Genomic DNA, 12,064 nt, shown 5'->3' with positions numbered 1-12,064 from the left:
GAGCCCGGATAGAGCCGCGCGAACAGCCGGAAGGACTCCGCGTCGCCGGCCCGGACGGTTTCGGCCCAGGCCGTCTCCTCGGTGCGCAGCGCCAGGCCGCGATGCAGCCGCAGCGCCCGCTCGTCGTCGGGATGCGCCTCGAGCGTCGCCCGGTAGATGTCGCGGCGGTCCCAGGCGATGGCGGCGCGATAGGCGTCGGCGGGAGCCATGCTGCGCAGGCTCGCAGCCGTCGGGCGCAGCGTCAGCGAGGGGCCCTGCGTGGTGGCGGGACCGGCGGGCGGTGTGGCGGGCGCGGTGGCCGGACGCTGGAAGAAGGCGAAATCGGTGATCAGCGAGGAGGTGTCCCAGGGGATCTGCTGCCCGCCGGTCGCGTCGTGGACCGAGAGCCGGATGCGCCGGAACAGCTGCTCGACCGGCAGGCCGGGCTCGCGGATCTCGCGCAGGAAGGCCGTCGTGAAGGGGCTGTTGGCGCCGGCGCCGTCGGCCGCGGTCGCTCCCGGCGACGTCGAGAAGGCGACGAAGGTGCCGCTGCCCGAGTCGATGCGCGCCAGCCCCGCCTCGGAACGGATGCCGTCCTGCGCGCCGTCGACGAGCTGGAGCGCCAGCCCGCGCGACAATTCGGCGGTGGCGAAGGGGTTGTTCCGACAGGCGTCGAGCACGACGATCTTGGACACCGCCCCCGTGCCGTCGAGGCGCCGCAGGATGTCGCTGAGCGGGAGGGCCTGGGCCGGAATGTCGGTGGAGCGCTGCGGCCGGACATCGATCGGCAGCAGGTAGTTCGTGCCGTCGAGCTGGACCGCATGACCGGCATAATAGACCAGCGCGGTGGTCCCGCGCCCGGACTCGCGCACCCGCTCGATGAAGCGGTCGAGCGCGCTGCGCAGATCGGCCAGCGTCGCGTCACTGGCGGGCACCACCTCGAATCCGGCCTCCTGCAGTACGCTGCGCGTGGCGTTCGCGTCGTTGAGGGCGTTCTGCAGCGGCGGGATGGCGCTGTAGGCACCGTTGCCGATGACGAAGGCGAGGCGCTTGGGAGCGCTCGGGACCTGGGCCAGAACCGTCCCGGCCCCGAGCGCCAGCACGCTCCCGATCGCCGCCATCGCGATGAAAACCGCGGGCCTCCAAGACCGAAACCGCATACTGCCTCCGCCGGCGCCAGTGATTCCCCCGCGACAGTATCGGCGACAGGACCAAGGGCCGGCATCCTCCAATTGACGGAGGTGCGGCGCCGCTCTCGCCCCGGACGGATATGAACCGTCGCCTACCCCGCCCGCACCACCGCCCTCACCCCGTCGATCACGAACTGCACGGCCAGCGCCGCGAGGATGACGCCGAGCAGGCGGGTGAGGACGATGTTGCCGGTGATGCCGAGCAGGCGGGCGAGCGGTGTCGCCAGGAGGAAGACGACGAGGCAGGACAGGATGACCAGCCCGCAGATGATCGCCAGCGCCGCCAGCCGCAGCGGGTCGCCCTCCGCCCGGCCTGCGAGGAGGATGATCGCGGTCAGCGCGCCGGGCCCCGCCATCAGCGGGATCGCCAGCGGAAAGGCCGCGACATTGCGGATGTGGTCCTGGGTGATCGCCGTCGTCGCGGTCTGCTGCTTGCGCTCGCTGCGCCGCTCGAACACCATCTCGAAGGCGATCCAGAACAGCAGCAGCCCGCCGGCGATGCGGAAGGCCGGCAGCGAGACGCCGAGCGCCTTCAGCACGATGTCGCCGGCGACGCCGAAGAAGGCGAGGATGCCGAAGGCGATGATGCAGGCACGGATCGCCACCTGCCGCCGCTCGCCAGCCGACATGCCCTGCGTCAGCGACAGGAAGATCGGCGCCAGCCCCGGCGGGTCGAGCGTGACGAGCAGGGTGACGAGCGCAGAGGTGATGAAGTCGATCGGCATGGCGGCACTAAAGACATGCTGCGCGTCACACGGGAAGGGGCAGCGCTGCGAAGCCAGCGCCCCGCACTCAGCCCTCATCCTGAGGAGCTGCGCAGCAGCGTCTTGAAGGATGGTCCAGGAGGCTCTGGAATGAGCTGGAGCATCCTTCGAGACGGTCGCCGAAGCGACCTCCTCAGGATGAGGGCTGGAGGGCCGGCCAGCGCGCGGCCATAGCGGCTCAACCCATTTTTGCTCATGGCCACGTCCAAACAAGGCGGCAATGTGGAGCGCAACGGCAGGCGCCACCGTCGAAGGACGCAAGTCATTGAAATTGCTATGTTTATTTTCCACCGAAAAGCCGCTGGCGACGCTGGCCTAAACCACCGGAATCGGCTAGCCAGAAGCTTGAAAAACAACCGGAATCGGGACCCAATCCGTTGAGCGACGACACAGACGACAAGCGCCCGGACGAGCCGCAGTTCGGCGGCGAGATCAAGCCGATCGCCATCACCGACGAGATGAAGAAGAGCTATCTCGATTACGCCATGAGCGTGATCGTGAGCCGCGCTCTGCCCGATGTCCGCGACGGCCTGAAGCCGGTGCACCGGCGCATCCTGTTCTCGATGCACGAGAACAAGAACCTGCCCGACCGGCCCTACACCAAATGCGCCCGCATCGTCGGCGACACGATGGGTAAATACCATCCTCACGGCAATCTCGCGGTCTATGACGCGCTGGTGCGCATGGCGCAGGATTTCTCGCTGCGCCTGCCGCTGATCGACGGCCAGGGCAATTTCGGCTCGATGGATGGCGACAGCCCGGCGGCCGATCGCTACACCGAAGCCCGGCTCGACAAGGCCGCGATGCCGCTGCTGGAGGATCTCGACCTCGACACCGTCAACTTCCAGGCCAACTACGACGGCAAGGAGCAGGAGCCGACGGTCCTGCCGGCGCGCTACCCGAACCTCCTCGTCAACGGCGCGGGCGGCATCGCGGTCGGCATGGCCACCAACATCCCGCCGCACAATCTCGGCGAGGTCATCGATGCCTGCGTCGCGCTGATCGACAATCCCGAGATCACGATCGACGAGCTGATCGAGATCGTGCCCGGCCCCGATTTCCCGACCGGCGCCTCGATCATGGGCCGCAGCGGCATCCACGCCGCCTATCACACCGGCCGCGGCTCGATCGTGATGCGCTCGAAGACGCATATCGAGGAACTGCGCAAGGAGCGCGAGGCGATCATCGTCACCGAGGTTCCCTACCAGGTGAACAAGGCCTCGATGGTCGAGAAGATCGCCGACATGGTGCGCGAAAAGCGCATCGAGGGCATTTCCGACCTGCGCGACGAATCCAGCCGCGAGGGCGTGCGCGTCGTCATCGAGATCAAGCGCGACGCGCTCTCCGACGTCGTGCTCAATCAGCTCTACCGCTTCACCCAGCTGCAGACCTCCTTCGGCTGCAACTTCGTCGCGCTCAACGGCGGCCGGCCCGAGGTTCTCAACCTGCGCGACTTCATCGTCGCCTTCGTCGAGTTCCGCGAGGAGGTCGTCTCGCGGCGCACCCGCTTCCTGCTCAACAAGGCCCGTGAGCGCGCCCATGTGCTCTGCGGCCTCGCCACGGCGGTGGCCAATATCGACGAGGTCATTCGCCTGATCCGCACCGCGCCGACGCCCGCCGTCGCGCATGCCTCGCTGATGGACCGCGACTGGCCGGCCGAGGACATCGCACCGCTGATCGCCCTGGTCGACGATCCGCGCCACCCGATCAATGCCGACGGCACCTACCGCCTCTCGGACGCGCAGGCCAAGGCGATCCTCGAGCTCCGCCTCGCCCGCCTGACCGCTCTGGGCCGCGACGAGATCGGCGACGAGTTGCAGAAGCTCGCCACCGAGATCGCCGATTATCTCGACATCCTGCGCTCGCGCATCCGCATTCAGGCCATCATCAAGGACGAGCTGGCGGCGGTGAAGGCCGCCTTCGCTACCCCGCGCCGCACCGTGATCCAGGACTGGGGTTCCGATCTCGACGACGAGGATTTAATCGCCCGCGAGGACATGGTCGTCACCGTCTCGCATGCCGGCTACATCAAGCGCGTGCCGCTCTCGACCTATCGGGCGCAGAAGCGTGGCGGCAAGGGCCGCTCCGGCATGGCGACCAAGGACGAGGATTTCGTCACCCGCCTCTTCGTCGCCAACACCCACACGCCGGTGCTGTTCTTCTCCTCCGAGGGACAGGTCTACAAGGAGAAGGTCTGGCGCCTGCCGCTGGCGGCGCCGAACTCGCGCGGCAAGTTCCTCAACAACATGCTGCCGCTCGAGAAGAACGAGCGCATCACCACGATCATGCCGCTGCCCGAGGACGAGGCGAGCTGGGAGACGCTGGACGTCATGTTCGCGACCGCGTCGGGCAATGTCCGCCGCAACAAGCTCTCCGACTTCGTCAACGTCAATCGCGCTGGCAAGATCGCGATGAAGCTCGACGAGGGCGACCATATCGTCGACGTGCAGATCTGCACCGAGGCCGACGACGTGCTGCTGACCACCGCCAACGGCCAGTGCATCCGCTTCGAGGTGCCGGAGGTGCGCGTCTTCAAGGGCCGCGATTCCACCGGCGTGCGCGGCATCAATCTCGGCAAGGGCGACGAGGTCATCTCGCTGGCGATCCTGAAGCATCTCGACGCCACGCCCGAGGAGCGCGCCACCTATCTCAAGGACGCCGCCGCCCAGCGCCGCGCCCTCAACGGCGAAGCCGAGGACACGGTGGAGGCGCCGGCCAGTGGCGATGGCGAAGAGGCGGCCGGCGAGGTCGAACTCGGCGCCAAGCGGCTGGAGATGCAGCTCGCCGAGCAGTTCATCCTGACGGTATCGGAGAAGGGCTACGGCAAGCGCAGCTCCTCCTTCGAGTACCGGGTCACCGGCCGCGGCGGAAAGGGCATCGTCGCCATGGTCGTCAACGACCGCAACGGCAAGCTCATCGCCTCCTTCCCGGTCGACGACCGCGACCAGATCATGCTGGTCACCGATGGCGGCCAGGTCATCCGCGTGCCGGTCGACGCCGGCCCCGGCAACCGCATCCGCATCGCCGGCCGCTCGACGCAGGGCGTCACGGTGTTCAACACCGACGCCAGCGAGAAGGTCGTCTCGGTCGAGCGCATCGGTGACGAGGGCGAGAGTGACGAGGCTGAGGCCGAAGCTGGTCAGGTGCCGGAGAGCCCGAGCGAGGCGTAAGCGATTCACTGCCTGCGAAAACACGAAAGGGGCTGCATCGCTGCAGCCCCTTTTTCGTTGGTCTCTCGGCCCTCATAGGAGGCCGGTCATCCCGGACGCAGCGCAGCGAAGATCCAGGATCCATTCCGGAGCGCTCGTGGGTTAGGTTCCGGAATGGATCCCGGGTCTCCCTGCGGTCGCCCGGGATGACACGCGCGTCTCAACGCCAGACGAGGAGAAACCTCACACCGTCTCCAGCAGCCCCTTGATCAGCGCCTGGCGCGGCGCGATCGACGAGATCAGCGCGTGTTCCGACAGCGTATGCGCGCCCTCGCCGTCGATACCGAGCCCGTCCAGGGTCGGCACGCCCAGCGCGGCGGTGAAGTTGCCGTCCGAGCCACCGCCCGTCATCGGGCAGTCCTGCAACTCGAAACCGATGCCGGCCGCGATGCGCTTCGCCGTCTCGAACAGCGCCGCCCCCTCGGGCGACTTCTCGTAAGGAGGCCGGTTCATGCCGCCGGTGACGCTAATGCGGACGTCCGGATCCTTGGGCGCAAGACCGAGGATCTGGCTCTCGAGCACCGCACCGTCCGCCGCCGTGGCGACGCGCAGATCGACGCTGAACCAGGCATGCTGCGGGATCACGTTCGCCGCCGTGCCTCCGCCCATCAGCGCGACCGTGGTGGTGAGGCCGCGGGCATAATCGGTCAGGCCCTCGATCGCCAGAATCTGGTGCGCCGCCTCGCGGATCGCGCTGCGTCCGTCGGCATGGCGCGCGCCGGAATGCGCCGGCCGGCCCTCGAGCTTCACCTCGAAGCGCCCCACACCTTTCCGCGCCGTGACGATCTTGCCGCCCTCGCGCGCCGGCTCGGTGATCAGCACCGCCGCCGATTTGCGACCGATCTCCTCGATCAGCCCACGCGTCGTCGGCGAGCCGATCTCCTCGTCGGGCGTGAACAGGAAGACGAGCGGCCGCTTCGCAGTGCCGGCCAGCGCGACCTGCTTGAAGGCCTGCAGCGCGAGATAAGCGCCGCCCTTCATGTCGTAGACGCCCGGGCCGTAGAGCCGGTCGCCCTCGACCCGCACGGGCAGGTCGCGCGCGCTAGTCCCGACGGGATGGACGGTGTCGAGATGCGACATCACGGCGACACCCGGCGCACCCGTGGCAAGGCCAGCCCGCAGGATCAGGCTGTCGCCGAGCCCGTCGCGGCCGGGAATGCGCTCGACTGCGATCGGCAGGCCTTCGACCTCGGCGGCGACGAGATCCATCATGCCGTTGACGCCGGGGGCGTGATGGGTGGGGCTTTCCAAAGCGAGCCAGACGGAGAGGGCGGAGACGGGATCGGGCGTGCTCATGATGGCGCGAACCTTGGCTGCCAGCGGCCCTGCCGGCAAGCGCGGCTTGCGGCGGGGGCGCCCCGCCCTGATGGCATGGCGATGCGCGCCCGTCGTCACCAGCCTTGACAGGAGGTGCCTTATAGTAAACCATTTGGCTAAGCATGAGAGGCGCCAGATCGGTCCCCGCTCGCAGGAGGTCGCCATGAAGCTGCAGAAGATCACGCCCTTCCTCTGGTTCGACCATCAGGCCGAGGAGGCCGCCGCCTTCTACCTGTCGGTCTTCCCGAACAGTCGGCCGGGACCGGTGGTCCGCAACACCGGTGCTGCGCCCGGACGCGTCGGCGATGTCCTCGTCGTCTCCTTCGAACTGGAGGGGATGACCTTCACGGCGCTGAATGGTGGCCCGCAATTCCGCTTCAGCGAGGCCGTCTCCTTCGTCGTCCACTGCGCCACGCAGGCCGAGGTCGACCATTACTGGGAAAGCCTCAGCGAAGGCGGGCAGCCGGGTCAGTGCGGCTGGCTCAAGGACCGCTTCGGCCTGTCCTGGCAGATCGTGCCCGAGCGCTTCGTCGAGTTGGTCAATGGCGGCGACGCCGCCGTCACCGGCCGCGTCATGGACGCGATGATGGGGATGACGAAGTTCGACATCGCGGCTCTGGAGCGCGCCGCCGCCGGCTGACAGCCTGGCCCGATCACGAGCATCCGACAGGCCCTCGCACCGCGCTTGACTTGTATCGAATTTGTATCTCTCATGCGACTCCCTGATCCGGGATGCGCGCATGGTCCGCTACCAGGAAATCGCCGAAAGCCTCGAACGCGGCCTGACGGCTGGCGGCGGCGGCGCCCGTGCGGTGCCCTCCGAACATGACCTTTGCGAGCGCTACGGCGCGAGCCGCACCACCATCCGCGCCGCATTGAAGCAGCTCCAGGAGCGCGGGCTGATCGAGCGCCGCCAGGGCCAGGGCACCTTCTACCGTCCCCGCCACATCGCCAAGCATCTCGGCAGCCTCGTCGATTTCCACACCGAGGCGCGCATGGCCGGCCGCGTGCCGACGACGCGCGTGCTCTCGCTCGCGGCGCGCCCGGCCACGGCCGACGAGGCGGCGCTGTTCGGGCCGGCGTCCGCAGCCGGGCTCGTCGACCTCACCCGCCTGCGCTGCCTCGACGATCAGCCCGCCGTGCTGCAGCGCTCGCGCCTCGGCCTCGCGACGCTCGGTGAAACCACGGCCGCCGATCTCGAGAACACCTCGCTCTACCGCTATCTCGCCGAGTGCCGCGGCGTGCGCCTCGCGACCGTCGAGGAGACGCTCGAGCCCTGGTCCGTCGGCGCAGAGGAGGCGGGCCCGCTCGCGCTTGCGCCAGGCACCGCGGTCTTCCGCTCCCAGCGCGTGGCGCGGGATGCCGATGGGCTGGTGGTCGAGGTCAGTGACAACCTGATCCGCGGGGACATCTACCGCTTCACCATCCATCGCGATGTCGCCGGCGCGACCTCGGGAGCCACCGCATGAGCGTCGTCCTCGCCTGCGATCTCGGTGGCACCAGCTTCCGCGCCGCGCTGATCGACGAGACCGGCACGACGCGGGCGCAGGCTGTGATCCTCGGCCCGACCGCGATCGACCGCATGGGCTGGTCGGAGATCGACGCGACCGCTTGGTGGCGCATCCTCGTCGAGGCGGCCGGACAGCTGGCCGAGGCCGAGCCCGCCCTGTTCGGCGAGATCGAGGCCGTCGCGATCTGCGGCGTTACCCGGACTCAGGTCTTCCTCGGTCGCGACGGCCGCCAGCTGCGCCCGGCGATGACCTGGAAAGATACGCGCTCGGAGGCCGCAGCAGGGCGGTTGCGCGAGCGACTGGGCGACCATCCCGAGGCCCAGCGCATCAACGCCTTTCACCCGCTGGCGCGCCTCGCCTGGCTGCGGGAGGAGGAAGAGGCGTGCTTCCGCGCGCTCGCCTGCGTGCTCGAGCCCAAGGACTATCTGAACGCCCGCCTGACCGGCCGCCACGCCGGCGATCCCGTCTCGATGGCGCGGCTGCTGGCCTCGCGCGAAGCCGTCGGCGGCGTCGATCCCTTCGCCACGATCGGGCTGTCCGCCGGCATCCTCCCGCCCATGCTCGAGCCCTGTGACCCCGTCGGCCCGGCGCAGCCGGGCCTGCCCGCGCCGCTCGATCGGCTCGCCGGCGTGCCCGTGTTCTGCTCGTCGAGCGACACCTGGGTCGCGGTCGCGGGCCTCGGTGCGCTGCGGCCGGGCTATGCCTACAACATCTCCGGCACCACGGAGGTGCTGGGCGCCGTCGGGCTGGAGCCGGTCGAGGCCGAGGGCCTGCTGAGCGTGGACTGGCGCGGCCTCTGGCAGATCGGCGGGCCGAGCCAGAACGGCGCCGACACCGTCTCCTGGTTGCTCTCGCTGCTGGCGCGAGAGGGCGCGAACCAGGGCTCGACCGGCCAGCGCATCGTTGCGCTGCTGGCCGGGCGCCGGCATCCGCAGCCGCTCCTCTTCCTGCCCTATCTCCAGGGCGAGCGCGTGCCCTACTGGAACCCTGCGCTACGCGGGGCGATCCTCGGGCTTAACCGCCAGCATGGCGCGACCGACCTCGCCTATGCCGTGCTGGAGGGCGTCGCCTTCCTCAACCGGATCGTGCTGGAGCGGGCCGAGGCCGCCCTCGGCGCACCCGTCGGCGAGATCCGCTTCGGCGGCGGCGCGGCCGCCAATCCGGTCTGGAGCCAGATCAAGGCGGATATCTGCGGGCGGCCCGTGGTCGTCGGCGCTTCGAAAGAGCCCGGCCTGCTCGGCGCCGCGATCGTCGCCTGGACCGGGCTCGGGCGCTTCGGATCGCTGGCGGAGGCCCAGGAGGCGCTGGTGCGGCCGGCGCGGCGCTTCACGCCGGAACCGGAGCGGAGACCGGCCTATGACGCGCTGTTTTCGCTCTATCGCCGCAGCGAGGCCGCGCTCGCCCCTCTCTCCGCCGACCTCGCCTCGCTTTCGCGCAGCGCCGGTGCCCTGCCCGGCATCCATGCCGCGCCTTCTCCCGCCACCAAGGACTGACCGCCATGAAGACCCTCGTCCAGACCGATTTCGGCCGCGACCATCTCCTCATCGGCTGCGTCCACACCCTCGCTTTGCCCGGCACGCCGCTCTACGACCGCAGCGGCGGCATGCGGAAGATCGTCAGGCAGGCGAAGGAGGAGGCGAAGATCCTCGAGGAGGCCGGCTTCCACGCGCTGCTCTACACCAATGAATCCGACATGCCCTATGAGGCCAACATGCCGATCGAGGTCGTCGCCGCGATGACCGAGGTGATCGCCGAGTGCCAGGCGCAGACCACCCTGCCGCACGGCGTCAACATGCTGATCGACCCGCCCGCCTCGATCGCGGTGGCCCATGCCACGGGCGGGCGCTTCGTGCGCGCCTTCCTGACCGGCGGGCTCGTCGGCGACATCGGCATGATGGCGCCGGACGGCGCGAGGGCGCTGCGCCTGCGCGCCCATCTCGGCGCCGAGAACATCCGCATCATCTGCAACGTCACGCCGGGCTTCTCGATCAATCTCGACACGCGCCCCGTCGAGCAGAAGGCCTCGGGCGCGGTCTTCATCGGGCTCGCCGACATCGTCTGCGTCGGCGGCCCCGCCGCCGGCAAGGAGGCCGACATCGCGGTGATCGAGAGCGTCGCCCGGCAGGTGCCCGATACCCCCGTCGCGGTCGGCACCGGCGTGGCCGAGGAGAACATCGCGCGGCTGGCGGAGGTCGCCGAGCTGTTCATCGTCGGCACCTCGATCAAATACGACCGCCAGACGCTGAACCCGGTCGAACCGCGCCGCGCCCAGGCGCTGGTGCGCGCCTATGAAAACCGGAAGGCGGCCTGAAGCGATGGCGGGACCTGTCACCCTCGTCACGGGCGCTTCGGGCGGCATCGGCGGCGCGCTCGCCGCGATGCTGGCGCAGCAGGGCCATCGTCTGGTGCTGTCGGGGCTCGACCAAAGCGGGCTCGAAGCGCTGGCGACGGATCTCGCCGCGCAGGGCGCAAGCGTCGCGACGCTGGCTGGCGATGTCCGCGAGCGCGATCTCGCCCAGGCCTGCGTCGATCTCGCGGTCGAGCGCTTCGGCCGGCTCGACCATCTCGTGACGGGGGCGGGCGCGTCGCGCCCCGTCCCGATGGTCGAGATGGACGATGACGAGTGGGACAAGCTCGTCGACATCAACCTCTCGGCCGTATTCCGGATTTCGAAGGCGGCCGCGCGCGCAATGATCTCGCAGGGCGAGGGCGGTGCCATCGTCCACATTTCCTCGATCGCCCATGCCAATGGCGGGGCCAACCTCGCCTATGGCTCGGCCAAGGGCGGCGTCGCGACCCTCACCTACGGCATGGCGCAACAGCTTGGCCCGCATGGGATTCGCGTGAATGCGGTTGCGCCGGGGATCATCGATACGCCTATGGTGCGCGGCAGCTTCGCGCAGCAGTTCGACGCGCTGGTCGCCGGTGCGGCTGTGCGCACGCCGCTTGGACGTTTGGGACGACCCGAGGATGTCGCTGCCGTGATCGCCTTCCTGCTTTCGCCTTCGGCCGCCTTCGTGACGGGGGCGCTGATCCCGATCACCGGCGGCATCGAGATCCTCTCGCCGATCTCGACCATCGCCAAAGGGGCCTGAGGCCATGGGCGGGCTCGATATTCGCGAGGTGATCGGGCGCTACGGCACGGCCATCGCCGGGCTCGCGCTGGTCCTGTTCTTCCTGCTCTTCGCGCCGAACTTCGCCAGCACGATGAACATCATCAACGTGCTGAAGGATACGAGCTTCCTCGCCATTCTGGCGCTGGGCTTTGCACTCGCCTTCACGGTCGCCGAGCTCGATCTCTCGATCGCGGAGGTGGCGAGCCTCGCGGCCGTCGTCTGCGGCTGGATGGTGCACTCGCAATATCCGCCCGCCGTCGCCTTCGGGGCCGCGATCGCGGTCGGCTTCGTGCTCGGCAGCCTCAACGGCTATGGCGTCACGGTGCTGCGCATCCCCTCGCTGATCATGACGCTCGGCACGGCGGCCATCGCCAAGGGGCTCGCCTTCATGATCACCCAGGGCGTCGCCTTCACCGGGCGCTGGCCGGTGAGCTTCACCGGTCTAGCGCGCGGCTACAGCTTCGGCATTCCCAATCTCGTGCTCTGGATGACGGGCGCGACGCTGTTCGCCTGGATCCTCGTGAAATGGACCCGCACCGGCGCGCATATGGTCGCGACCGGCGAGGCGGACGAGGCGGCGCGGCTCGCCGGCATCGCCACGGCGCGGATGAAGCGCATCGGCCTGCTGCTGGCGGGCGTCTTCGCCGGTCTGATGGCGGCGCTGCTGGCCGCCAACCTGTCCTCGGCCGCGCCCAACATGGCGGGCGACTATCTGCTCTACGCCATCGCCGCCGTTCTGCTCGGCATGACCATGTTCGAGCCCGGCAAGCCCAACATCGCCGGCACGGTCTTCGCGGCGCTGGTGCTCAAGGTGCTCGGCAACGGCTTGGTCCTGCTCGGCGCGCCCTATTACATCCAGGACATCGTCCTCGGCGTCATCATCATCGGCTCGGTCGCCTTCTCGGCCAGCGCGATGAAGAAGGCGGCGTTCAAGGTCTAGGATTGGAACCCGATGAAACTCAGCCCTCATCCTGAGGA

General features: G+C 69.0%; 10 protein-coding genes. 7 read left to right on the top strand and 3 right to left on the bottom strand.

The window, feature by feature from the left end; translation table 11 throughout:
- Together Q8M82_RS04340 and Q8M82_RS04335 are read right to left on the bottom strand one after the other, a co-directional pair.
- Positions 1-1,100, bottom strand: a 1,100-nt coding sequence (locus Q8M82_RS04340; protein WP_305690153.1) for a caspase family protein, incomplete at its 3' end; no start/stop codon positions are given.
- A gap of 161 nt (positions 1,101-1,261) precedes the next feature.
- Complete coding sequence (locus tag Q8M82_RS04335) at positions 1,262-1,894, bottom strand: MarC family protein (protein WP_305690152.1); 633 nt, start codon at positions 1,892-1,894, stop codon at positions 1,262-1,264.
- A 497-nt stretch (positions 1,895-2,391) separates the two neighbouring features.
- Here Q8M82_RS04335 and gyrA point away from each other — a divergent pair, with 497 nt between their 5' ends.
- Positions 2,392-5,103, top strand: a complete 2,712-nt coding sequence (gene gyrA, locus Q8M82_RS04330) for a DNA gyrase subunit A (protein ID WP_371126229.1) — start codon at positions 2,392-2,394, stop codon at positions 5,101-5,103.
- Between the two features lie 222 nt (positions 5,104-5,325).
- Here gyrA and Q8M82_RS04325 read toward each other — a convergent pair whose 3' ends face one another.
- On the bottom strand, positions 5,326-6,438 hold the full coding sequence (locus Q8M82_RS04325) for a M20 family metallopeptidase (protein WP_305690150.1): 1,113 nt from the start codon (positions 6,436-6,438) through the stop codon (positions 5,326-5,328).
- 190 nt (positions 6,439-6,628) lie between these two features.
- On the opposite strand from Q8M82_RS04325, the gene Q8M82_RS04320 reads away from it, so the two are divergent.
- The 6 genes from Q8M82_RS04320 to Q8M82_RS04295 all read left to right on the top strand — a co-directional run bounded on the left by Q8M82_RS04320 (position 6,629) and on the right by Q8M82_RS04295 (position 12,026).
- A complete protein-coding gene (locus Q8M82_RS04320; protein WP_305690154.1) occupies positions 6,629-7,099 on the top strand; it encodes a VOC family protein in 471 nt (156 codons plus the stop codon).
- Between the two features lie 100 nt (positions 7,100-7,199).
- Positions 7,200-7,928 carry a GntR family transcriptional regulator gene (locus Q8M82_RS04315; protein ID WP_305690149.1) on the top strand — a complete coding sequence of 243 codons (729 nt, stop codon included), beginning with the start codon at positions 7,200-7,202 and terminating at the stop codon, positions 7,926-7,928.
- Entirely contained in the window at positions 7,925-9,463 is a 1,539-nt protein-coding gene (locus Q8M82_RS04310) for a xylulokinase (protein WP_305690148.1), read from the top strand. The genes Q8M82_RS04315 and Q8M82_RS04310 overlap by 4 nt, the downstream gene beginning before the upstream one ends.
- Before the next feature lie 5 nt (positions 9,464-9,468).
- Complete coding sequence (locus tag Q8M82_RS04305; RefSeq protein WP_305690147.1) at positions 9,469-10,281, top strand: BtpA/SgcQ family protein; 813 nt, start codon at positions 9,469-9,471, stop codon at positions 10,279-10,281.
- A 4-nt stretch (positions 10,282-10,285) separates the two neighbouring features.
- The gene (locus Q8M82_RS04300) at positions 10,286-11,065 is read left to right on the top strand and encodes an SDR family NAD(P)-dependent oxidoreductase (protein WP_305690146.1); all 780 of its coding nucleotides are present in this window, start codon (positions 10,286-10,288) and stop codon (positions 11,063-11,065) included.
- A gap of 4 nt (positions 11,066-11,069) precedes the next feature.
- Entirely contained in the window at positions 11,070-12,026 is a 957-nt protein-coding gene (locus tag Q8M82_RS04295) for an ABC transporter permease (protein ID WP_305690145.1), read from the top strand.
- The last annotated feature ends 38 nt before the right edge of the window (positions 12,027-12,064 follow it).

It is taken from the genome of Allobosea sp. (genome assembly GCF_030694325.1).
In the GTDB taxonomy this organism is placed as follows: Bacteria; Pseudomonadota; Alphaproteobacteria; order Rhizobiales; family Beijerinckiaceae; genus Allobosea.
Note: the sequence above shows the minus strand (reverse complement) of the source record. Positions and strands in the feature narration are given on the sequence as shown.